This is a genomic window from Priestia megaterium, assembly GCF_023824195.1.
GTDB lineage: Bacteria > Bacillota > Bacilli > Bacillales > Bacillaceae_H > Priestia > Priestia megaterium_D.
Genome location: NZ_CP085442.1, coordinates 2,318,063 through 2,340,595, shown reverse-complemented (window position 1 = coordinate 2,340,595; position 22,533 = coordinate 2,318,063). Strand labels below are relative to the sequence as shown.

General features: G+C 37.0%; 18 protein-coding genes, 3 tRNA genes, 3 pseudogenes and 1 riboswitch. Of the genes and pseudogenes, 5 read left to right on the top strand and 19 right to left on the bottom strand.

Annotation, left to right across the window (positions count from 1 at the left end; genetic code table 11):
* Window positions 1-31 precede the first annotated feature (31 nt).
* Entirely contained in the window at window positions 32-232 is a 201-nt protein-coding gene (locus tag LIS78_RS11815) for a YczF family membrane protein (protein WP_195780128.1), read from the bottom strand.
* Window positions 233-498: 266 nt separating this feature from the next.
* Between LIS78_RS11815 and LIS78_RS11810 the strand changes: the two are divergent.
* Window positions 499-729 (top strand): annotated as a pseudogene (locus LIS78_RS11810) (spore gernimation protein KB); the annotation flags it as partial.
* A 198-nt stretch (window positions 730-927) separates the two neighbouring features.
* Here the strand turns inward: LIS78_RS11810 and LIS78_RS11805 are convergent.
* The 7 genes and pseudogenes from LIS78_RS11805 to LIS78_RS11775 form a co-directional block, all read right to left on the bottom strand.
* Window positions 928-2,328 carry a Na+/H+ antiporter NhaC family protein gene (locus tag LIS78_RS11805; protein WP_043982340.1) on the bottom strand — a complete coding sequence of 467 codons (1,401 nt, stop codon included), beginning with the start codon at window positions 2,326-2,328 and terminating at the stop codon, window positions 928-930.
* Between the two features lie 215 nt (window positions 2,329-2,543).
* A tRNA-Gly gene (locus tag LIS78_RS11800) sits at window positions 2,544-2,615 on the bottom strand.
* A 20-nt stretch (window positions 2,616-2,635) separates the two neighbouring features.
* Window positions 2,636-2,717, bottom strand: a tRNA-Leu gene (locus LIS78_RS11795).
* A gap of 26 nt (window positions 2,718-2,743) precedes the next feature.
* Window positions 2,744-2,817: transfer RNA gene (locus tag LIS78_RS11790), tRNA-Trp, on the bottom strand.
* 221 nt (window positions 2,818-3,038) lie between these two features.
* Entirely contained in the window at window positions 3,039-4,433 is a 1,395-nt protein-coding gene (locus LIS78_RS11785; protein WP_209151735.1) for a phospholipase D-like domain-containing protein, read from the bottom strand.
* Window positions 4,434-4,906: 473 nt separating this feature from the next.
* Window positions 4,907-6,047: pseudogene (locus LIS78_RS11780) on the bottom strand (zinc-dependent alcohol dehydrogenase).
* Window positions 6,048-6,255: 208 nt separating this feature from the next.
* Window positions 6,256-6,525, bottom strand: coding sequence for a hypothetical protein (locus LIS78_RS11775; protein WP_014460213.1), 270 nt, complete (start codon window positions 6,523-6,525; stop codon window positions 6,256-6,258).
* Window positions 6,526-7,029: 504 nt separating this feature from the next.
* On the opposite strand from LIS78_RS11775, the gene LIS78_RS11770 reads away from it, so the two are divergent.
* From LIS78_RS11770 to LIS78_RS11760, 3 genes and pseudogenes are all read left to right on the top strand, one after another.
* Window positions 7,030-8,148, top strand: coding sequence for a GerAB/ArcD/ProY family transporter (locus tag LIS78_RS11770; RefSeq protein WP_252285214.1), 1,119 nt, complete (start codon window positions 7,030-7,032; stop codon window positions 8,146-8,148).
* Between the two features lie 96 nt (window positions 8,149-8,244).
* The gene (locus tag LIS78_RS11765; RefSeq protein ID WP_028408627.1) at window positions 8,245-8,478 is read left to right on the top strand and encodes a hypothetical protein; all 234 of its coding nucleotides are present in this window, start codon (window positions 8,245-8,247) and stop codon (window positions 8,476-8,478) included.
* 17 nt (window positions 8,479-8,495) lie between these two features.
* Window positions 8,496-9,626, top strand: a pseudogene (locus LIS78_RS11760) (GerAB/ArcD/ProY family transporter).
* Between the two features lie 25 nt (window positions 9,627-9,651).
* On the opposite strand, the gene LIS78_RS11755 reads toward LIS78_RS11760, so the two are convergent.
* The 8 genes from LIS78_RS11755 to LIS78_RS11720 all read right to left on the bottom strand — a co-directional run bounded on the left by LIS78_RS11755 (window position 9,652) and on the right by LIS78_RS11720 (window position 18,829).
* The gene (locus LIS78_RS11755; protein ID WP_252285212.1) at window positions 9,652-10,986 is read right to left on the bottom strand and encodes an FAD-dependent oxidoreductase; all 1,335 of its coding nucleotides are present in this window, start codon (window positions 10,984-10,986) and stop codon (window positions 9,652-9,654) included.
* Between the two features lie 438 nt (window positions 10,987-11,424).
* On the bottom strand, window positions 11,425-13,506 hold the full coding sequence (locus LIS78_RS11750) for a DNA topoisomerase III (protein WP_195780132.1): 2,082 nt from the start codon (window positions 13,504-13,506) through the stop codon (window positions 11,425-11,427).
* A gap of 127 nt (window positions 13,507-13,633) precedes the next feature.
* A complete protein-coding gene (locus tag LIS78_RS11745; protein WP_252285211.1) occupies window positions 13,634-15,289 on the bottom strand; it encodes a DUF2339 domain-containing protein in 1,656 nt (551 codons plus the stop codon).
* Between the two features lie 173 nt (window positions 15,290-15,462).
* Window positions 15,463-15,699: a hypothetical protein gene (locus tag LIS78_RS11740; RefSeq protein ID WP_013056931.1), complete on the bottom strand. Its 237-nt coding sequence runs from the start codon at window positions 15,697-15,699 to the stop codon at window positions 15,463-15,465.
* Between the two features lie 99 nt (window positions 15,700-15,798).
* Window positions 15,799-16,242 (bottom strand): hypothetical protein, encoded by a 444-nt coding sequence (locus LIS78_RS11735; RefSeq protein ID WP_034652294.1) that lies wholly within the window; start codon window positions 16,240-16,242, stop codon window positions 15,799-15,801.
* A 153-nt stretch (window positions 16,243-16,395) separates the two neighbouring features.
* Window positions 16,396-17,424 (bottom strand): spore photoproduct lyase, encoded by a 1,029-nt coding sequence (gene splB, locus LIS78_RS11730; protein ID WP_025752275.1) that lies wholly within the window; start codon window positions 17,422-17,424, stop codon window positions 16,396-16,398.
* A 111-nt stretch (window positions 17,425-17,535) separates the two neighbouring features.
* Entirely contained in the window at window positions 17,536-17,784 is a 249-nt protein-coding gene (locus LIS78_RS11725) for a transcriptional regulator SplA domain-containing protein (protein ID WP_016764006.1), read from the bottom strand.
* 85 nt (window positions 17,785-17,869) lie between these two features.
* Window positions 17,870-18,829: a LacI family DNA-binding transcriptional regulator gene (locus LIS78_RS11720; RefSeq protein WP_252285210.1), complete on the bottom strand. Its 960-nt coding sequence runs from the start codon at window positions 18,827-18,829 to the stop codon at window positions 17,870-17,872.
* A gap of 124 nt (window positions 18,830-18,953) precedes the next feature.
* On the opposite strand from LIS78_RS11720, the gene LIS78_RS31365 reads away from it, so the two are divergent.
* Window positions 18,954-19,082 carry a hypothetical protein gene (locus LIS78_RS31365; protein ID WP_255256027.1) on the top strand — a complete coding sequence of 43 codons (129 nt, stop codon included), beginning with the start codon at window positions 18,954-18,956 and terminating at the stop codon, window positions 19,080-19,082.
* A gap of 39 nt (window positions 19,083-19,121) precedes the next feature.
* Here LIS78_RS31365 and LIS78_RS11715 read toward each other — a convergent pair whose 3' ends face one another.
* The 3 genes from LIS78_RS11715 to LIS78_RS11705 form a co-directional block, all read right to left on the bottom strand.
* Window positions 19,122-20,432 (bottom strand): Na+/H+ antiporter NhaC family protein, encoded by a 1,311-nt coding sequence (locus LIS78_RS11715; protein WP_195780135.1) that lies wholly within the window; start codon window positions 20,430-20,432, stop codon window positions 19,122-19,124.
* A gap of 85 nt (window positions 20,433-20,517) precedes the next feature.
* Window positions 20,518-20,624, bottom strand: a riboswitch (SAM riboswitch).
* A gap of 101 nt (window positions 20,625-20,725) precedes the next feature.
* Entirely contained in the window at window positions 20,726-21,493 is a 768-nt protein-coding gene (locus tag LIS78_RS11710; protein ID WP_209151635.1) for an ABC transporter permease, read from the bottom strand.
* Window positions 21,486-22,397 carry an ABC transporter ATP-binding protein gene (locus LIS78_RS11705; RefSeq protein ID WP_209151634.1) on the bottom strand — a complete coding sequence of 304 codons (912 nt, stop codon included), beginning with the start codon at window positions 22,395-22,397 and terminating at the stop codon, window positions 21,486-21,488. Before LIS78_RS11705 ends, LIS78_RS11710 begins: the two co-directional genes overlap by 8 nt.
* Window positions 22,398-22,533: the final 136 nt, after the last annotated feature.

Genomic DNA, 22,533 nt, shown 5'->3' with positions numbered 1-22,533 from the left:
CAAGTTACTATTTCTTTTGTTGACGCTTCTTTTAAAAAAGATAAAGTGACTCTGCGAAAAAGAAAAATAAAAGAGAAAAAAGGACAAATAATTCGGCCACTTCCATTACTCGAAACGGGCTTAAAGCATTGTATAGTGCCTGCAGCACGTTCGTTCCTTGAAAAAGATCAATTCCTAAAGAAAGAGATACGACAGATCCCAATAGTAGCAAACTAAATCCAATAATTTTCATATTTCTACTCCTCACCTAATCATTATTTACCTTATAGGTTCATCATTTTTATTTACCGTCATGCAAAAGATATTTTGTTGAAAATTAAATATTTATACATTTTTTGGTAAAATTAATAAAAACTATAGTAAGGGTGCTTTCATTTATGCCTTCGTTCTTTAAAAATCAAAAATCTAAAAATAAACTTCAATCTCAGGAAAATCAAACAAACAGCGAACAAACAGTGTCTTCTCTTAAGAATCTGCTGTCTGAGAACCTTACCTTAATTAATAGGTACAGCTACTTTATTTAAAATTAAATCTCCTTCACGTCTAGCGTCCCCTTTAGGCATCATTGTGTTATTCTTATCGATCACAATCGCTAGTAATTTTCAAGAACATCTTTATGAAGGGTTACACGTAGCGAGATTTCTTTTACATATGCCACTATTTTCTATCGTACCTGTACTGCTTCTGATTATTGCCTTTTTGAAAAATAGGAAGAAGCAGCACAGATAGTATATCTCTAATAAATAGAAAAAATGGCGTTAAAATTATCGAGGTGATTTTCGTGTATATATGGTTTTATGATCATTTTGTTAATACCATCTTATTTCCGCTTACTTGTATCATGCTAGTGTGCGTATCATTAGGACTGTATGCATACTTTAAGCTGAAAAAAATGAAAAATTGATACTAGATGGCTATTTCCCTCATTCAAAACAAGAAAGATACAACAAGATAAAAAGCAACTGTTATTCCCGCTGCAATTAAAGCTGGCTTTAATTTATACTTGGCATATTCAATAACAGATAAATCTAATATTTTGGCGATGGTATTCGTATCGTCGCTTAAAGGTGAAGAAAACGCTCCGAACGAACCGCTTGCAAATACTGCCCCGATAATCAGAGGCAAAGAAAGATCTGCAGAACTTGCAAGCGATACGCCAAGCGGCATTAAAATCCCCCACGTCCCCCAAGCAGACCCGATAAAGTAAGAAATAGCAGCTCCAAACACAAACATAAAAGGAGTGACAAACATTTGAGGAATCCACTTAGAATGTGCCGTCACGAAATTCGAAAAACCCAAGTCTTCTGTAACAGCGGATAATCCCCATACTACCGATAACAACAGAATAACGGACATTAAATCATTGCCTCCTGTGATAAAACCATTAAGCAAATTCTGTAATGTAAAGCGCTGAAATAAGAAAAAAATGAGGGTAATTAACGTAGTCATAATTAAAGCTACTACCATCGCTTCTAGCACGTCTGCTTTAATAAATGCTTCAAAAAAGGTGTGACTCTTGTGATGTCCACTCCACCATGTTAAAAGTAAGGTGAGTGAAATCACAACAAGTAAAGGCACTAACAGATTCCAAGGCTTAGAAGGCAAATCCTTCGAGACGCAAGGATGACAATCATGCCAATCTTTTTCGTCTTCTTCCTCGAGCTTCATAGGAGCCGTAGATGTTGAATGATGAAAAAAGCTTAAATAAATCCCTACTAAAATAATCACAATGGAAAAGAAATTATAAGGAATGCTTTGAATAAACAAAGAATAAGCGTCTTGTTTTATGCCTTGATGATCAATCGCCATTTGAATGATTGATACCATATATCCTACAAATGCCGTTGCCACAGGAATTAAGACGATAACAGGAGTAGCAGTTGTTTCAATAACAAACCCTAGTTCTGCTGTCGTCATTTTCACTTTTTTCAGCAGCGCTCTCATGATGGGCGCGATCGTAACAAAACGAAATGTGGGAGCACTGAATGTTCCAATGGTTGAAACATAGGTTAAAATAAGGGCTTTTTTTCTTGTATCAATTCTTTCTGCAGCTGTTTCCACAAAACCTTTAACTCCTCCAGCCATCTTAATCATTCCGATAAGCCCTGAAAACGCGTATAAAAAGACGACGATTTCTATATTACTTTTATTTCTAAGAGCTTGTACAACGTAGTGAAGTAGCTTTTCAACACCTCCGATAATCGAATGATCAATCAAATAAGCGCCTACTAATAAGCCTAAAAACAACCCTGGCAGCACTTGTTTGGTGAAAATAGCTATTGGAATAACAATTAAAAACGGAATAATTGAAAACCAACTAGATTCCATAGGACTCTCCCCTATCTTAAAAACCATATTAGATGTCTTCACGTATAGTTCATTAGCTTTTAATGTAACCCCAATATTATGTGTATATTCACAAAAACAATACGTATAGGCAGTACTGCTTTAATAAAATATTTCTGATTAAAAACAGCATAATAAAACTCTTTATTTCTACAACAAAAAAAGCAGTTTGCACATGCAAACTGCTTTTGAAAGGAAGCGGAAGACGAGGTTCGAACTCGCGACCCCCACCTTGGCAAGGTGGTGTTCTACCACTGAACTACTTCCGCGCATATATGAAAAGGAAAGATGCGGGTGAAGGGACTTGAACCCCCACGTCATAAGACACTAGATCCTAAGTCTAGCGCGTCTGCCAATTCCGCCACACCCGCGTGTGAATTAAAAGATAACTCCAAAATGGCAGGGGCAGTAGGAATCGAACCCACACTGACGGTTTTGGAGACCGTAGTTCTACCTTTAAACTATGCCCCTAGAAATGATTTCTTTAAAAGAACCTCGTTTATTAACGACGCTATATTATAATAAAACATATATGAAATTTCGTCAATAGGTCTTTTTATGAATCATGACTAGTACTAGCGGTTTCAAAAAAACTGTGAGGCATATCACAGCTTTTTACACATTCCCTTCACCAGCTGCAGTTCCCTTTAATCTCCGCTATTTGTTTTTAGAGACTCTTCTGTAACACAGCACTATACAAAATGTCTCCAAAATCGCGTAAAGACCGAAAGAATATGTAGGAGTGCAGATTTTACAGGAGGCACGTTTTTTTGAGAGTCCGTATTAAAATCCACAGGTTCTCCCTCATTTCCCACAAGCGTACTGTGAGAAATCTTAGTTTCAATAGCTTCTGTTAACTCGGCTGCAAATTCTTCACTATCTATCATAACCATGGATTCAGTATTTAAAAATGCAGAGCGTGAATCTAAGTTAAAAGAACCAACTGCACTTAAACGCTGATCGTAAACAACAGATTTCCCGTGAATTGAATAGGGCTTTTGATATTCATAAAGCTTTGAACCAGCTTTTATGACGCGATTCTTTACTCCCAAGTATGCAGAAAAAGCCATAACATTTGGAGTGGATGTAATAGAATTAGTTAAAATAATTCTTTGCACTTTGGGTTTTACCCGCTTATCTATATAGTGTTCCATCTCTTTTGTTGGTACGATATAAGGACTTTGAACGACAATGGATTTTTCAGCTTGTTGGGAAAGCTTAATAAATGTTTTCCATATAAAAGGGCTTTTATTCACTCTTTGAATAGGATTTGTAATAAAAGAAACCTTTCTTGTAGGCATCGTTGATTCTCTCCATACAATATAAGGATGGACAAAAGGTTCGTTTGCTTTTTTGGCCTCTTCGTATTGATCTATCAACAATTTTTTTCCTGAAAGACCACGAAATTTTTTAGTTTTCTTGAGCTTTGGAAAAGCTTTGCGTGTATACGGATGATTCCATAATTTCTCTACATACTTCTCCATTGGGAGAATGACACTATGACTTTCTTGCTTTGTGTTATAAATCAGCACATCACGGTCATAGACAAAATTTTTATTTGGTTGACTGGCCAAGTATTTATCTCCAATATTTCGTCCTCCAATAATACCTAATTGGCCATCGACTACTATTATTTTATCGTGAAGACGATTATGCCATGTCCAAGGTTTAAAAATAGTAAAGGGCTCATAGTACTTTAATTCAATATTATTGTGGAAAGCTAGAGCATAAAGAACATTTTTTCTCTTGCCTTTTAACCCATGAGAGATCCCGTCTAACAGCACTCGAATACGTATACCTCGATCCGCAGCTTCGAATAAAGCGCCCATAAGTAAATCCGAAGAACGACCTTTACCGATGGAAAAGTACGCAATATCAATTGTATGCCTCGCTTCTTGAATCATCTGCATCCGAACAAGCCCTGAAAAATAACCGTTTTCTAAAAGCATAACCCGGTCTGTAGATTCTTTCTTCCCGTAAAAATTCTCAGTATTCATTACTTTTAAGTCTTTTCCCTTGTGCAAAGGGACATAAAACAGTACCACTGCAGTTACGAATACATATATGAAGTACAATACGACAATCATTATTAGTATATTTATTAGCATGTTTCCTGTCACAATCCCTTTCCATTCTTATCGTTTCCTTTTTATTAGGATTCTTACTTTTTTAACTTCTATACCTTTTAAAATAAGAATGGAATGATGGATTATTTGTTACACCACTGTTGATTTCCGTGCAGGACTTCGCTTTCCGCGGGCGGCCGATGAGCCTCCTCGTCGCTTCCGCTCCTGCGGTTTCTCACCTATTCCGCTTTTCCTTCAGGAGTCTTCTCCTTGCTCTCCAAACAACCGCTAGAAGCAATTATATACACGAAACCTACGTTCATCCTACCAATGAAAAAATCCGAACGCGTTTGATTCTCCATCAAGAATCAAACGCGTTCGGATCTTCCTTCATGTAACATACTTTTGTTCCAGCCTCTTTCAAATAGATATGCTTATTGTAAAAATAATTCTCAGTTTTTTCTTTATACATCTTTAAGGAAATATATGCTTTATTATGGTTTTAAGATAACTTTTGTACATTCATCCTGATGATTGTTAAACATTTCATAGGCTCCACTCGCTTGATCAAGAGGGATTCTATGAGAAATTATTTCTGTAGGATCAAACTCCCTATCTGTAATTTTTTTAAATAATTCTGGCATGTAATGAATTACTGGAGCCTGTCCCATTTTTAAAGTGATGTTTCTTTCAAAAATGTTCCCGAGAGGAAACATATTATATATCGATCCATATACACCTGTTAGCTGAATTGTCCCAAATTTCCTTACTGTTTTTAATGCAATTTGAATAGCACTTAACGTTCCTCCTTGCAGCTTGAGTTTTTGTTCAATCCCTTCTACTGGTGATTTCTTTCCATCCATTCCTACACAATCAATTACAACGTCTGCTCCACCACCGGTTACCTCTTTAATATAGCTTCCCATATCGTCGTCTTTATCAAAATTAAAGCACTCTACGTTATTCATTTGTTTAGCTCGTTTTAATCTATATGGAACGTTATCAACAGCGATGACCCGTTTAGCACCTTTCATCCATGCAAACTTTTGAATCATTAATCCAATGGGGCCGCTGCCAAGAACCACTACTGCATCCCCAGGTCCCACTCCGGAATTTTCTACACTCCAATAAGCGGTTGGCAGAACATCACACATAAATAACAATGCCTCATCTTCAAGCTCACAGGAGGGCGGAATTACAAATGGCATAAAATTCCCAAAGGGAACACGTAATAGTTCAGCCTGTCCTCCTGGGTGATTCCCGTATCGTTCAGTGAACCCGAAGTATCCTCCTGTATCGATTTCCTTATTAGGATTAGAGTTATCACATTGACTTTCTAAATTATGCTGACAATAATAAACAGGTCCCGCACGAAATATTGAATGGTAAAACTACTCTGTCTCCTTTTTTTACTTTTGTTACCTCTGGACCCACTTCTTCTACAATTCCCATTGGTTCATGACCAATAACGTATCCTTTTTCAGCAGGGAGAGCACCTTGGTAGATATGTAAATCCGAACCGCAAATGGCTGTAGATGTAATCCTAACAATAATGTCGTCTTTTTTCTTCAAAGATGGATCTTCTACTTCTTTTACTTGGATATCCTTTGCACCTTGAAAAGTTACTGCTTTCATAATCATCCTCCTTAATTAAATTACTACTCTATACCCTTAATGTCCCAAAATATGTATATGTATGGCTGAAAATTTATTTAGCCTTCATTTAAATTAAAAAATGAGCGTAAATATTTCTTACACAACAAAAAAAGCAGAAGTTCATTATCTTCTGCTTTTACAATTTATACCCTATTGTGAACCTGCTCTAAGTAAAACAGCGGCTCTTTTATTGATTAAGGTCGTTCTCCATATCTTTTATATCTTGCTGAAACTCTGTTAAACGCTGACGCTGTGTTTCAGAAGCATTTTCAAGCGCATTCTCAATTTGCTGAGAGGCTTCATTCACTTCACCTATCGCTTGCTTCGCTTCATGTCCATACGATGCATCATTTTTAGCTTCATTTGCTTGTTCATATGCATCTACTGCTTCTTTATGCCCCTGCTGTGCTGCTTGAAACGATTGCTGTTTATCTTTATTGTATGGGAATTTTTTCATCATAGTGCTCCTTTCCATTTGTTCACTCTTTAGTGTGGCATTTTTCTACTTATTCATACGACGCTTCAATAGGTTAAAGCTAAGTGTATATTCCTCATAACAAATCCCTCAATCATTTAAGAGCCCTAGAAAATATCTTCTATCTCCTGAAATACTTTCTATATTTTACAGAAATGTATAGTCACTTTCTTTAGCGGACATCATACGAATAGCTTATCTGAACGAAAAAATGTATAGGGGTTGACTGCATGCACTTGTTTCTTTCCTTTTTGATCATTTGTGCAGGGATTATATGGATGGAAATAAAAAGATTACCTCAACACTCTCATAAAAAGGAACGGAACATTTTTATTGTGTTCATGACAATCAGTATCATAATCGCTCTTGCAAAAATCTTTCGGCTGCCTCTACCGAATCCTTCTGATTGGGTAGAAGTAATGTTTCAACCTTTAAGTCACTTATTATTCCGTTGGATCACTTAATTAGTGTATATGGCAAAAGGATGTGCTCATTTTGCTTAATGAAATCAATATTTCAGCTGCGCAGTTTCGCAAATTAGTAACTTTATATAGCATCGTAAGCACAATTATTGTTGTACCTGCCGCTATTACAGCTGATGCTCATCAAGATGCCTGGATTGCCGCACTCTTCGGTGTAGCATCAGGAATTGGATTAGTTTTGCTTTTTACCTCACTAGGAAAAATGTTTCCAACACTTACGCTGATGGAAATGAACGAAAAAATTTTAGGCAAACTATTTGGAAAGATTGTTTCTGGTGTTTTTGTGTTATCCAATTTATTTATCAGCAGTCAAGTTCTTTACTATGTAGGGAATTTTCTCACTACACAAATTCTTCCCTACACGCCGCTTACAGCCATCCACATTGCATTTATGGGTGTGGTCATCGTAGGAGTACGCCTAGGAATAGAAGTTATTGCACGAAGTGCCGAGATTTTATTCCCTTGGTTTGTCGGATTATTCGGACTTCTCATTTTGTCTATGATCCCTCAAATTAAAATAGAGCATATTCAGCCTGTGTTCGAAATCCATCCAAAAGCTTTTATTCGTGCTGTTTTAACGTTTTTAAGCATGAGTTCTTTGACTTATACCATTCTGCTTATGATTTTTCCTTCCCATACACCAGACACGAAAAAGGCAACTCAATCCTTTTATATAGGTAATATAGCCGGTGGACTAGTGATGGTTACGTTAATCTTACTCGGAATTTTAGTACTTGGTCCTTATTACTCCCAAATCACCATGTTTCCAAGCTATGAATTAGGAAGAAGAATTGATGTAGGAAACTTTCTTCAAGGAATTGAAGTAGTCATTGCTATTTTGTGGTTTATTACTCTCTTTTTTAAGCTTTGCATTTACTTTTACGCTACTCTTTTGGGGGTTGCCAATGTATTTCATATAAATGACTACAAGCTATTTTCTTTTCCAGTCGCACTCATCATGATTACACTTTCCCTTATTGTGTTTCCAAGCGTTTCTTATCAAAAGGATTGGGATACAAAAACGTGGATTCCCTACAGCTTACTTGTAGGCATCTTATATCCACTTTTCCTTTTAATTGCAGGGTTTATTCAAAACAAAAAGCGGCGTTCTAGCGATGGATAGAAACTCAAAAACCTTTAATAAAGAATGCACCTTCAATATAAGGAATTATTCTTTAGGAAAATATAACACTAATTATTCATGTATAGGAGCTAGTGTATGCTAGGGGTATTGGGGTTACTTATTGTTTGCACGCTCGTCATTTGGTTTGAAGTACCTAAACTACGGCAAAAAAAAGCGAAGAAAGAACTGTGGCTATTCTATACAGTTCTTGCAATCGGAATGGTCGTAAGCATCTGTAAAGCACTTGGTTTAAATGTTCCAAATCCTTCTGATTTATCAGCTGCTATCTTCAAGCCAATCAGCATATTTTTACTTCATTTATTATCTTAATACGTTAAGACGAGGAAGTGAATACAGTGAAACCTGTAGTTAAAATTTCAACGATTCAATTTCGCATGCTCGTTATGCTTTATACAATTGGAAGCACAATTGTTATTGCTCCAGCAGCTATGACTGTAGATTCCAAACAAACCGCTTGGATTCCAGCTATGCTTGGAGTAGTATGCGGATTTGTATTAGTGAAAGTATATATAGCTCTCGGACTTTTATTTAAAGATAAAAATCTGATAGAAATCAATGAAGCAGTGTTTGGAAAATATCTAGGAAAAGGTGTATCTTGTTTATTTGTAACGTCTACTGTCATAACATGCAGCCGCATTGTATACTACGTGGGGAGTTTTTTAAATACACATATTATGATGGAAACTCCGCTGATCGCTATTCACATTATTTTTATGCTTGTGGTTGTGTTCGGAGCAAGACTCGGACTAGAAACAATCGCACGCTGCTGTGAAATATTTTTCCCTTGGTTTATCGGCCTTCTCGGAATTTTCATCTTCTCACTGACTCCTCAAATGAAAGTCGAAAACCTTATGCTTTTATTAGATATTCACTTAAAGCCGCTGACTCATTCGGTTTTCATCTTTCTTAGCATTACTTATTTTACTTTTGCTCCTTTAATGATGGTATTTCCTCTTCATTTAAGAAAACCTGAAAAAGGTGCTAAAGCTTTAATGAGCGGAAGTCTGTTAGGTGGATTTATTATGGTAGCAATTATTCTCTTTTGTATAATGGTTATTAGTTCTTATCATTCTTCAACTACCATGTTTCCTGTATACGAAATGGCTAAGTGAATTGAGCTGGGGAATTTTTTGCAAGGAATTGAAGTAATTATTGCTATTATTTGGTTTCTTACTCTTTTCTTTAAAGTTTCTCTTTATTTTCATGCTTCTATCGCTGGGCTTTGCCACATTTTTAACGTCAATAAAACTCGATTTCTAACGTTACCGATGGGGTTAATCGTTACAACTTTTTCTATTATCGTTTATCCAACCATTATCTATCAAAAAACATGGTTAGCCGAAACGTGGATTCCCTATAGTTTTTTCGTAGGGGCTTTTTATCCTTTTATTCTCCTAATTATAGGCTGGATCCGCTTTAGACCTGCTAAAATAAAAAAGATAATAAAATCTACATAAAAAAAAGCAGGTAGTCACCTGCTTTTTATCCTTGAAGCGCTTGAAGACCTGCTTGATTTAAGAAATGCCAAGGCTTATTAAAATGCGGCTGAAAGAAAAAGTCCATAAATCCAAGCTCATCGATGGTCATTTCCTGTTGTACGCATACAGATAATGTATTGATTGCTTGGGTAGCATCAATTTTAGAAATAACCTGTGCGCCTACAATTCGTCTTGTTTCTTCTTCATATACTACTTTTAACGTAATATTTTCGTACGTTGGCATGAATTCTGGTCGGTTATTCTCTGATATTGTGATACTTTTCACATTCATATCAAAAAGAGAAGCTGCTGTTTCTGTTATACCGGTAGATGCAACATTGTAATCATAAATATGCAAGCCTGATGTTCCTTGTGTTCCCATATACTTAATCGTCGGCTTAACAAGGTTTTGAGCTACTAATGTTCCCATTCTAACCGCATTTGTAGCAAGCGGAATATAGGCATGTTTCTTAATCGGATTGTAGTAAATGGCACAGCTATCTCCGGCAGCAAATATATCTTTTTTGCTTGTTTGCATATATTCATCAACCACAATTGCGCCGTTTGGAAGCATGTCTACTTGTCCTTTTACTAAGTCTGTATTTGGACGGAAGCCAACACACAGAATAACAAGATCCGCTTCGTATTCGCCTTCAGTTGTCACTACTTTTTCAACAGATCCCTCACTGCCTACAAATTTAGTAACCGCTTGGTTTAATGCTAATTTAACTCCTCGATTTTCAAACTCAGTTTCCATTAGACTCGTAAATTCTGGATCAAGATATTTATTTAAAATGCGATCAGCACTATCAATAAACGTGACTTCTTTTCCATACACTTCGAATGCCTCTACTAATTCTGCACCAATATAACCCGCACCAATTACGGCTATTTTCTTCGCTTGCTTCGCTTTTTCAATAATGTGATTAGCATGCTGATAGTTTTTACAAAGCACAACATTATTTAAATCGATGCCTTCAAGGTTTGGAATAATCGGCCATGATCCAGTTGTCATCACTAATTTATCAAATGTATCTTCAAATTCTTCGTTTGTTTCTAAATTTCGTACAGCTATTTTTTTACCATCTGTATCAATATTCGTAACTTCATGTTTCATTTTCATATTTACACCCATCTCTTGCAATTCAGACGGTGAAGAGTAAAATAAACCGTTGGCATCTTTTACGACCCCGCCTACATAGAGCGCAATTCCACAAGACAAAAATGAAACATTATCATTTCGCTCATAAACTGTAATTTTAGCTTCTGGATAAAGTTCTGCCATATTTTTTACTGCTGCTGTTCCTGCATGTGTACACCCTACTACTGCAATTTTCATAGATGATATCCCCCTTAGGATTATAGAAAATATAATATTGTGAAGTTTTTCACATATATTGTGAAATGTTTCACATATCTTTTACAATTCTTATTATACAAACATGTTTGTCCTTTTTCAAGATATATGTGAAAAAAATCACATACTTTTTTTAAAAAATATGTTACAGGTTGATTGAAGGAGCTTTAATGCTTGATATAGCGCGTTTTTAAGCTGCACTTTTTTTGCTTATAAGTATCACAATGTGCATTTTGCTGCTGAGGTTTTTCATCAGCTTATGTACGCAGCAACTCACTGTCCAATAAAAAATAAGACGGATAAAAATAAACAGCAGAAATAAACATATAGTCCAGTAAGACTCCTACTCCACTCCTATAACTCTAACAAAGCTTATAAAACCGAAAAAAGTACGATACAATAGTATCGCACTTTTCATCTTTACTTTTCTTTTTTATCTTGAAGGGCTTGTTTCAAGGCATCACCCAAGCTTGAACCAAATGCTCCGTCATCGTTGTATTTGTTAAGAAGCTTTCGTTCCTCTCGTTTTGAAATCTTTTTCTTTTTGTCCTCAGCTTTCTCCACTACTTGACATGAACGGCATTGGAAATACGTACCTGCTTTTCCCGAATGAATTTCCATTCGCTTGTGACACTGCGGACAGCGTCGATTCGATAGTTTAGGGTCTTTTGCGCGTCTATAGCTGCACTCAAGGCTTGAACAAACAAGCACTCTTCCTTGCTTTGTTTTCTTTTCTTTCAAGAAAGAACCGCATTCCGGACATTTAGAGCCCGTTAAATTATGAGGTTTGTACGTTTGATTACTTGTTTTTACTTGCTTGACAAGCTTTTCTGTTTGTTCGCGAATATTCGTTAAAAACTCTTTTGCATTTCCTTTTCCTTTAGCAATTGCTTCTAAATCACGTTCCCACTTAGCCGTAAGCTCAGGAGACTTTAACTCATCTGCTACTAAGTCAATCAGCTGCTTCCCTTTTTTGGTTGCGTGCAGACGATTATTTTGGCGATCAATGGATTCATTTTGCAGAAGCTTTTCAATAATATCTGCACGTGTTGCGGGCGTACCTAAATTATGTTTTTCCATTTGTCCAAGAAGATCTGCTTCTGTATAGCGCTGCGGCGGCTCTGTAAATGCACTTTTCATCGTTACATTTTGAATGAGCAGCTTGCTGCCTTCTTCCATATCAGGCAGCTTCACCGTTGCTTCTGAGTCTCCACCAGAAACTTTTTTGAAGCCTGCATTTACGACTTGCTTTCCGCTTGCTACTAACTGTTCCCCATTTACTTCAAGCTCTGCTTTAACTACTTCATACTCATATGCAGGATAAAATAATGAAATAAATCGCTTTGCAATTAAGTCATACAGCTTTCGTTCATCAGCTGATAAGTCCTGTAAAAACACAGGCTGATCCGTTACGATAATAGCATGATGATCACTTACTTTTTCGTTATTAACCACTCGCTTTGGCAACTGTGCATTTCTTAAAATTGGTCGAACCTCTTCTTTATATACAGCAGAGATGCTTTCCAAACGCTCTTTCATAGTAGAAACCATATCTGTTGTTAAATAACGGGAATCTGTACGTGGATACGTGACTAACTTATGCTGTTCATATAACTTTTGAAGTACATTTAATGTCTTCTTAGCAGAGAAGTTAAAGCGTTTGTTAGCATCTCGCTGCAGTTCGTTTAAGTCATAAGGAAGCGGCTGCGCTTCTTTATGCATTTTGCGCTTGATTGTTTTCACTACTGCTTCACCTGATAATGTTGAGTGCAGCTCTTTTGCACGTTTTTCATCAAAAATACGCTTTTCGTTGCCCTTTTGCCAAGCTGCTTCAAAAGATGAAAACTGAGCTGTAAGCGTCCAATATTCACTAGGTTTAAATGTGTTAATTACCTGTTCACGCTCAATTATCATCGCAAGCGTCGGTGTTTGTACCCTTCCTGCCGATAATGGTTCTTCGTATTTAGTCGTTAACGCTCTCGTTACGTTTAAACCGATAAGCCAATCGGCTTCTGAACGGCAAACCGCTGAATCATACAAGCGATTAAACTCTTTTCCTGGTTTTAACTGTTTAAACCCGTCACGAATTGCTTTATCTGTTTGAGACGAAATCCAAAGGCGTTTAAACGGCTTGTTCCAGCGTACCTTTTCCATAATCCAGCGTGCTACAAGTTCTCCTTCACGCCCTGCATCAGTCGCAATAATTAACTCTCCAATATCCTTTCTTTTTGCTAGATCGGATACTGTGCGAAACTGAGAACTCACTTTACGAATTACTTTTAATTTCATTTTCTCAGGCATGATTGGCAGATCTTCTAATCGCCATGTTTTATATTGGTTATCATAATCCTCTGGTGTTTGTAATTCAACTAAATGACCGAGTGCCCATGTTACGACATACTTTGGCCCTTCAATATACCCTTTTTTTGTTTGTGTGCTGCCAAGTACGCGCGCAAGATCACGTGCTACACTTGGCTTTTCTGCTAATACAAGTGATTTCATTTTATGTATACCTCCAATTCACTTGTTCCATTATACATGATTGTATACTTTTTGTACGACTACAAGATTAAGTTTACATAATAATATTACAATAAATAAAGCTGAAGAATTTCTCTTCAGCTTCTAGCTACTTCTTTTTATAAAATAGGCGCGAGATAATTAAACCGATAGCTCCTAAGACGATAAATAACAAGGCCCGTATAGCCATTGGGATAAAAGGTAAATCGTATAAAACGAGTTTAAAAAGTGTTAAGAACAAAATGCCCACGCCGATATACGTCGCTGTTTTAAACGTTTGAAATGATCCTATTACAAATGCTGCAATGGACAGCCCTAGCCAAACGGCCGTCATAATAAGCGTTTGCGGATTAGCGGAAAGATGATTGGTGCCAGCGGCCGTAACTTCCGTAGCAAAAATTAAAGAAAGAATAGAAAAAACAATACTTCCTCCAATTTTGAACGTATCGTGCTCATCTTGTTCTGTTTTTTGAATGCTGATCCATATAAATACTAGAATAGAAGCTAACACAACAAGCCAATTTAATGTCGGAAGAGACAGCACTTGTTCGATTGGTGTAACTAAGATATACATTGCGCTCAGTATATAAATCGTATAAGAAAATAGTTGATGAAGTATATTCTTATACGTCATGGCGATATAGTAAACAGCAAGTCCTTGAATCACATATAAAACGACTCCTTCTCTTAAATCGACGAGCTGATGAATAAAAAACGATACTGCAACAATTAAATAGGTAATAAAAAATTCAAATTTTTCTTTAGAACTTCTTACTGCGTAAACACCTAATGCGTAAATAATAACTAGCGCAAGCAGCACCATTGTGGTCGTGCCATCGTCAAAAACGGCGAGCAGCCAGCCGTACGTAACTGCTAAACTCGATAGAAGGGTAAACGCATATACTTGGAGTACGGACTGTGATAGAAAAAAACTAGAAATTAAGCATAAATGCTGAATAAGAATCGCCATACCTAATAACTCTTTCACACCATTATCACCAACAAACGAGTAATAAATGAGTAGCGTAAGATTTAATAGTACCGCGGAAAGAACATATAAAATTGAATATTTTTGTTTGATTGCCACATATAAAAAGGCAATATATAAAAGCGTTTCATAGCCAATGAAAACGAGCGCATTAGGCGAATTACTTTCAATAAGAAAAGGAGCTAGTACGCCTCCAACCGCGCTAATAATCCCTAATGCCTGCGAACGATAAAAGACTGTCGCGATAATCCCTAGGATAATCCAGCTCGCATTTAGTATAAAAGCGAGCGTTGGTCCCGCTAAATGATACAGGCTATGCATCGCAAACGTCGTTAACATAAGAATAGGAATAGCGCCTCCTACAAGTACTTGCCCGAGCACCAACCTACCCTTTTTAATTTGGAAATGACCTGTCACAGCAAAACCTATTGAAACAACGAAACCGAGAACAACTTTTGCTTTTTCATTCATTAACCCATAGTCAGAGGCTGCTTTAAATCCCCATAGCACGCCAATAATAAATACAAAAATAAAAATTCTCGGCAGCCATGTTTGAAAAAGGACTTTTTCCCAATCAACAGGTTCTTCTATTGCCTGTGAGCTTTTAGCTGCTGTTTGAGCAGGACGTTTAATGGTCTCCTGGCGCTGCTTGGGAGGAGCGTGAACTGCTTTTGGTCTTGGAGAATTTGTTTTATATACGAGCGACTTTAGCCTGGCTACGTCTTCTTCTAAACTGCTTATTTTTCGTTCAAGCTCTTCTATTCTTTCTTTTTCCATATTTCCTCACCCTTTCTCTTTAAATTATTTGTGATTTTCATATGTATATCTTACAGCACTTAACTATTATACCATTAAAAGGAATATCACTTAGAAACATTCTATTTTTAGCAAAAAAAAATACAGCGCCCTTTTCAAAAGAAAAGTTCGTTGTATAGGATGTGCTGCATTTTTTATGTCACTTTCTCGCTGTATGTACTATGAAATCCCGCTTCGATGTGGGCTACTTGAAAACTATGGTGACCAATTAAATATTTAACAATATCCACACGGTCAATTTTACCGGGCTTATTGTTCATTGCTTCTCGCACCATAGATTGAAATGTTTCTTTGCAAAACTTCTTTTCATGAAGCAGAATCGTTTCACAATACTCTTCATGGTCTCCCTCTGAAATACGATAATAATGCATTTCTTTCACCCCTTTTTAATGTTATACCTATTACATACCCCAAATATTGCTATTTTAACAAATTAATTTTATTATTCTTTCTTTTTCCATATATACGATTTATAGGGCAACGTTTCGAAACTCGTCGTTATAAATGCTAATTTGAAGCCGCTGAGAAAAACGTTCTTGTTCGATATATGTTTCAGGCATTAATCCAACAGGATATACCTTAGGGTTTTCGCCACTTCCTAATATGTATACATACATCTTTCCTTCGCTTGTATATCGAACCTTCGTCGAAATACCCCCTTGCCCTTGAAGAGGCGCATAAACAGCTCTTACATTATCTCTTATTTCTTGTACAAATCCATGTAGTTCAATATCAGAATCATAGTAATGGTTTGCTTCATACAAGCCGTAAATACGGGACTTATCGATATCACATAATATGTTCCAAAATTCAGATAAATCTTCTTGGAACAACACTTGAATAAAATTTCGTGCAGCTTCTTGCTGTTCTTTTGTTAATTCTTTTGTTAGCGCAAACTCTTCATTTTTTAACATCTCAGTCACCTCCCTTTTGTATGTAATACGACAAGAGATAAAAATAACCTCTTTTTTTCAACTTATTAGCAAGCAATTTATTTTTTTACATTAAAAATTGAAAAGTTATTTTAACTAAGGCGTCAAAATAACTTTTCAATTACTGTAGAATAATTACGTAAAATATTCGATTTTTGCATTCGGAAAATACTGATCAATGTAATATTCTAATGTTTCTCTTAATTCTTGTTCTTCATCTTTTGCGTATACATACTTCCCAATTCCGTAACGCCCCCATTTGTAGCGGCGCTCTTCTTCATTCATCTCAAGCTTTGTTTTCGGATAATTTTTCTCGATTACCCGCTTGGCCGGCTTGGTAAAGCGATGCTGAATCATTTCAAACGTAATATCATCTCTTGACTCCTCAGGTATAGAAGCGTCAAGCTTTTCAAACAACTGACGATATCCCTCTTGCCAACCTTCATGAATGTAAATAGGCGCCACAATAAAGCCAAGTGGATATCCGGCTTTTGCAACTTTATTAGCAGCTTCAATCCGGTAATCAAGAGGAGATGTACCAGGTTCAAAGTTTTTTATAACATAATCTGCATTTATGCTAAAGCGAAAGCGCGTGCGACCATTATGTTTAGCATCCAATAAATGATCCACGTGATGAAACTTAGTCACAAAGCGCAGTTGACCTAGTTCACTTTCCCCAAAATATTCAATCGCGCGCTTTAATGAATGTGTTAAATGGTCAATTCCTACGATATCAGATGTACAAGCCGCTTCAAATCGCGTTATTTGAGGGGCTCTTTCCTGCATATATTGCTCTGCTTGACCTAATATTTCTTCAACATTCACGTACGTGCGAATATATGGTTTGCTTCCCATTGTTGTCTGCAAATAACAATAGTGACAGTGCCCCATACACCCTGTTGCAAACGGTATTGCATATTCAGCTGACGGTTTAGATGTATCAAATTTCAACGTTTTACGCACGCCAACTACTAAAGTCGACTTGGCATTGCGGTATTTTTGCAAATCATTTTTTCCCGGTATATTACGCACTTGATTATGAGAAGTTGTTTGACGAATCTCAATTCCCATCTTCTCAAACTTTTCTTTTAATTGAACACCAAGCGGGTACTCCATTGCCCCTGGCTCAATATATACTAATTGAGGTACAAAAGGTTTTATCATCATGTACACTTCCTTTTTTCTAATACTAATAGCGTTTGAAAAACAAAAAGGCTCTATCCTTGGTAATTATTTTTCAAACAAAAAAGACTCTCCGTTTAAGAGAGCCTTGCGTCAGTCATATTGTTCATAGTCAAATATCTTATTATACATTTTTTCAGCTTCTTCATACGTTGAATACACGGCATCATCTTCAGCTAACAAATGATAAGACTCATGTAAAAACAGCGCCTTTTCGCCTTTATTTTCAGGATGTTCAACAATTTCAGCCTGATTAATATTCGCAACGTTTGCCGTATGAGGATTTCGGTAAATAACAAATACTTGATCTCCCACTTGATATTCTTTTTTCTCCACGATCATCACCCTTTTCTTCTTACTTTACTCGTATGATGTCCGCTTTTGCTCATTTTATCCGGTAAAAACACCTCATGCCATCATCAAGAATTCATACGCTTTTACGCTCAATAAACCGAAAAGGGAGCTCAATTTTCTGAGGAGCATTGCTTCCCACTAATGCAAAAAGCGTTTCTCCCATCTTCTTGAGAGGAAGTTCGATCGTTGTTATTTGTAAATAAGAAGAAAGCGGATGATTATCAAAACCAATGATAGCTAAATCGCCAGGAACTGAAATACCCACTTGTTCGCACTGAGCTTTTATTCCGATAGCTACTTGATCGTTTGTTACTAAAAGCGCCTGAGGTCGATTTTTCATCTTCACTAATTTTCCCACCACTTTTTCACCATCTGTCACGTTCAAACAGCCTTGAAAAACCCATTCTGAATGATAAGGCTGATTTATTCTTTTTATATATTCTTTGTATGCTTGTTGCCGCTGCAGGCTATTCGTACCCGTCATTCTTCCAATGCAGTAGCCAATATCCGTATATCCTTTTTCTTTTAAATACATAAGCGCTTGCTTAAAAGCTGCATAATGATCAACGTATACGGAGCGAATAGAACGATTCTGTACGTTTTCGCACACGGCTATCGGCCCGTACTGCTGATAATATTCAATCGTGCTCCAGCTGCTTGCTCTAGAACAAATAATCACTCCATCAACTTGCTTTGTTTTTAGCATATGAAGCGCTTCTTCTTCTTTTTTTACATCATAGTTCGTCTGACAAATAACAAGCTGATACTGCTTTTCTAACGCTTGAGATGCCACTCCTTCTAAAAGCAGACTGAAATACGGATGATTAATAAAAGGCAAGACGACGGCAATCATATTTGTTTTCCCTTTTGATAAATGAACGGCATTAATATTTTGTTCATAATTAAGTTCGTGAATAACCTGCTCTACCAGCCGGCGTTTTTCTTCTTTTACATACGGATGATGATTTAGCACCCTGGATACAGTCGAAACAGATACACCAGCTTTTTTTGCAATATCTCGGATATTTGTCATGTTTTCACCTTTTTCTCTTGCGCTGAAACGCGTTTCATACTTTATTCTCATTATAAAGTGAAACAGCAAGAAGCTAAACCCGTTACCATCATGTTTTTATTCATTTACGTAAGGAGGTCATTTCATGGGTATTTTATTATTCATTTTATTATGCGGAATTGAAATTGGAGGAGCGGCTTATGCACTTAAACAGAATGAGACGCTTTGGAAGGAGTTAGATGAAGAAAAGCCGACTGATTTTTTCAAACAGTAAAAAACCCTTAAAAAGAACATTCTTTTTAAGGGTTTGATATTACGCAGCTTCTTTAGATGACTTAGACTTTTTATTTAAACGAGGAAATCCAATTACAATCGCAATGATCCCGCAAACCGCTGTTAACATTGGATAGAATGTAAATGGAATAATCTCAATCGGTGAAACTTTAGCAAATCCTGCTGCGAGAAGCATTTGTGCGCCGTAAGGGATAAGCCCTTGAACGCTGCATGAAAACAAGTCAAGCAGACTGGCTGATTTACGATTATCAATTGAATACTTATCAGAGATTTCTTTTGCTAACGGACCTGCCGTAATAATTGAAATCGTGTTATTAGCCGTTGCTAAATTTGTTAAACTTACCAATCCAGCGATGCTGAATTCTCCGCCTTTTTTTGTTTGAATGCGTCGTGTTAATAAATTCAATAAGAACTGAATACCGCCATTATAGCGAATGAGTTCAACCATTCCACCAATTAACAGAGATAGAATAATTAACTCTGACATTCCGCCAATACCTTCTGTCACAGTTTTGGCAAGAGAGGAAAGCGTGTAGCTTCCGTCAGCTAATCCAATTGCGCCGGCTAGCACAATTCCTCCGGTTAAAATGCTTAATACGTTTGCACCAAATACTGCAGCAACGAGTACGCCGATATAAGGCAAGATTTTAAACCAGCTGAAATCTTTAATTTCTACTGATGACGTGTTGCCTAGCGTCATTACAAGCAATAGAATCACTGTAACAATCGCTGCAGGAAGTACGATAAAAAAGTTCACTTTCAATTTATCTGTCATATTTGTTTTTTGCGTACGAACTGCCGCAATGGTTGTATCAGAAACAACAGATAAATTATCACCAAACATTGCACCGCCAATCACACCGGCTATTGCCAATGTAACAGAAACATGCGCTTGCTCACTGATTCCTACAGCGATAGGTCCTAGCGCAGCAATTGTTCCCATTGATGTTCCCATCGAAATTGAAATGAATGCGCCAATAACAAAGATTCCTGCTACGACTAAGCTTTGCGGAAGCACAGAAAGCGCTAAGTTTACCGTTGAATCAACAGCTCCCATACCTTTAGCGACTTCAGAAAAAGCACCTGCTAAAATAAAAATAAGCACCATAATAATGATATCAGGATGCCCTGCTCCTTTAGCAAAACGCTCCACTTTTACATTAAGTGAATCTTTGCGGTTCATAGCCAGCGCCACAATGGCTGCAATGATAATGGCTACTAATACAGGCAGCTTATAAAAGTCTCCCGTTATAATTCCTGATCCGACAAACAGGACTAAAAAGACGCCCAGCGGTAACAGCGCCCAGCCGTTTCCTTTTTGTTGTTCCATTCTTAACACCTCTTGTTTACGTAATAAAAAAAGACCTCTTCTTATTGATAAGAAGAGGTCTCTTATTTGTATCATAAGATTACCCTTCTCATCTTCCAAACGAAACATCGTCTGCTGGATTTGGCACCGCACTGCGTACAGCCAGTTGCCGAGACATCATAGGGCCAGTCCCTCCGTCTCTCTTGATAAGAAGTTTATAGTTGTTTTAAAAATAGTCTTTCACTACTGTAAGCTCTTTTTATTTAATTGTCAAATGCTATTTTAGAAAAATATATAGTGCGAAAATTCTCACATCAATTAGCTACGTCTCGTTTCAAAAACGCTGCCCAAGCTACGCCCATAAAGAAGACAAAATGCGCGACTAAGATGAAGATTGAAAATGGAATTGTCATTCCGTCAAACATCGTCTTCATTCCGTCCATATACTGCACAAAGTTTGTGTTGGCGAACAGTAAAAATTTCCCCCACCATAAACCAAACTTTGATACTATTCCAGTTACTGCTTTCGCCCCGATACTTACGACAATAGCTAGACTTGAAGCAAGCGCGCTGTTTCTAAATAAAGACGACAGCATGAATGCGAACGTCATCATCATAAACGTTTCCATATACGCACTGTCATACGTAAGCGTAATGTTTTTAAGCAGCTGCGCATCTCCTTCTAGACTGGTAAAGCCAAAGAACAATGCTCCCCATACAAACGAAAAAAGCAAATAGCTCAGTAAATAATACAAGCTAATTAAAATGAGGGTTAGGTACTTGGATGCTAAAATCGTTGAACGTCTAGCAGGGCGAATTAAAAGAAGCTTAATGGTACCTGCTTCAAACTCTTTTGCAACCATTGACCCTCCAACAGCAAGCGCGAAAAATTGAACGAGAATCAGCATACCTGAACTAAATGACAGGAAGTTCAAAATGTTGTCTTCTGTTCCTGCACTGTTTGCTACTTTCTTCATTAAAAGAGCCATACAAAGAGTTAAAATGCCGATTGTAATAAACGTGATTTTTGTACTTCTTTTATGAAACCATTTCATATGTTCATTTTGAATTAACTTAAGCATGATGCTCTCCTTCCGTAACGGACATAAACGAATCTTCAAGCGTCTCATACACAGGGGTAATTCGGTAGACTAAAATATCGCTGTCCACTAATTTTTTATTCACAGCTGGAATTTGCTCTTTTACAATCGCCACGTCGATACTATGTGATCTCATTGTTACTTCAAATTCTTGTGATAAAAGTTCCGCTGCTTTTTGCGCATCAGACACTTCAAATTCTACGTACATTCCTTGATCTTGACGATTTGGAGATAGGTCTTGAACGGCTTTTAACTCGCCGTCTTGAATAATGCCAACGCGGTCACATAATGCTTCTACTTCTTTTAATAAGTGACTCGCGATTAAGATCGAAATTCCTTCTTCCCTGCAAAGCGTTTGTAAATATGTACGAAACTCTCTCATTCCCGCTGGGTCTAGACCGTTTGTTGGTTCATCTAGTAAAAGCAATGCAGGCTTATGTAAAATAGCTTGAGCTACTCCTAAACGCTGTCTCATTCCAAGAGAATACGTCTTCACTTTTGCATGAATGCTGTTTTCAAGTTTTACTAGCGCAATGACTTCATCCAAGCGTTCTGATGTGATTCCTTCATGCATATTCGCAAAGTGTTTTAAATTTTGATAGCCCGTCAGATAATCATAAAACTCAGGGTTTTCAATAATCGCTCCAATTGATTTCATAGCTGATGTAAACTGTTCTTTTAAAGGAAAGCCGTTAACGGTAATCGTTCCCTCTGTTTCTTTAATGAGTCCTACGACGGTACGAATTAGCGTTGTTTTTCCAGAACCATTTGGACCAAGCAATCCGAAAATCTCACCGCGCTCAACCGATAAGGATACATCATGCAAAATGGTTTTCTTCCCAATTACTTTACTGACATGATCTACTTGTAGCACTGTTTCTGTCATCATGTACATCCTTTCTTTAATTAGCAATACGCCTTCTATTGTTTCTCTTTTTTATCCATTTGTCTACTATAACCTTATCTTTTGGCAAAGAACCCCATTCAAATCATTCGTATTATCCGCTTACATTTGATAAAAT

What these genes read in the sequence shown, in the direction of transcription:
- LIS78_RS11815 (WP_195780128.1), bottom strand. Translation starts at nt 232, where the DNA reads ATGAAAATTATTGGATTTAGTTTGCTACTATTGGGATCTGTCGTATCT.
- LIS78_RS11805 (WP_043982340.1), bottom strand. Translation starts at nt 2,328, where the DNA reads ATGGAATCTAGTTGGTTTTCAATTATTCCGTTTTTAATTGTTATTCCA.
- LIS78_RS11785 (WP_209151735.1), bottom strand. Translation starts at nt 4,433, where the DNA reads ATGATTGTCGTATTGTACTTCATATATGTATTCGTAACTGCAGTGGTA.
- LIS78_RS11775 (WP_014460213.1), bottom strand. Translation starts at nt 6,525, where the DNA reads ATGAAAAAATTCCCATACAATAAAGATAAACAGCAATCGTTTCAAGCA.
- LIS78_RS11765 (WP_028408627.1), top strand. Translation starts at nt 8,245, where the DNA reads ATGCTAGGGGTATTGGGGTTACTTATTGTTTGCACGCTCGTCATTTGG.
- LIS78_RS11755 (WP_252285212.1), bottom strand. Translation starts at nt 10,986, where the DNA reads ATGAAAATTGCAGTAGTAGGGTGTACACATGCAGGAACAGCAGCAGTA.
- LIS78_RS11750 (WP_195780132.1), bottom strand. Translation starts at nt 13,506, where the DNA reads ATGAAATCACTTGTATTAGCAGAAAAGCCAAGTGTAGCACGTGATCTT.
- LIS78_RS11745 (WP_252285211.1), bottom strand. Translation starts at nt 15,289, where the DNA reads ATGGAAAAAGAAAGAATAGAAGAGCTTGAACGAAAAATAAGCAGTTTA.
- LIS78_RS11740 (WP_013056931.1), bottom strand. Translation starts at nt 15,699, where the DNA reads ATGCATTATTATCGTATTTCAGAGGGAGACCATGAAGAGTATTGTGAA.
- LIS78_RS11735 (WP_034652294.1), bottom strand. Translation starts at nt 16,242, where the DNA reads ATGTTAAAAAATGAAGAGTTTGCGCTAACAAAAGAATTAACAAAAGAA.
- splB (WP_025752275.1), bottom strand. Translation starts at nt 17,424, where the DNA reads ATGATAAAACCTTTTGTACCTCAATTAGTATATATTGAGCCAGGGGCA.
- LIS78_RS11725 (WP_016764006.1), bottom strand. Translation starts at nt 17,784, where the DNA reads ATGATCGTGGAGAAAAAAGAATATCAAGTGGGAGATCAAGTATTTGTT.
- LIS78_RS11720 (WP_252285210.1), bottom strand. Translation starts at nt 18,829, where the DNA reads ATGACAAATATCCGAGATATTGCAAAAAAAGCTGGTGTATCTGTTTCG.
- LIS78_RS31365 (WP_255256027.1), top strand. Translation starts at nt 18,954, where the DNA reads ATGGGTATTTTATTATTCATTTTATTATGCGGAATTGAAATTGGAGGA.
- LIS78_RS11715 (WP_195780135.1), bottom strand. Translation starts at nt 20,432, where the DNA reads ATGGAACAACAAAAAGGAAACGGCTGGGCGCTGTTACCGCTGGGCGTC.
- LIS78_RS11710 (WP_209151635.1), bottom strand. Translation starts at nt 21,493, where the DNA reads ATGCTTAAGTTAATTCAAAATGAACATATGAAATGGTTTCATAAAAGA.
- LIS78_RS11705 (WP_209151634.1), bottom strand. Translation starts at nt 22,397, where the DNA reads ATGACAGAAACAGTGCTACAAGTAGATCATGTCAGTAAAGTAATTGGG.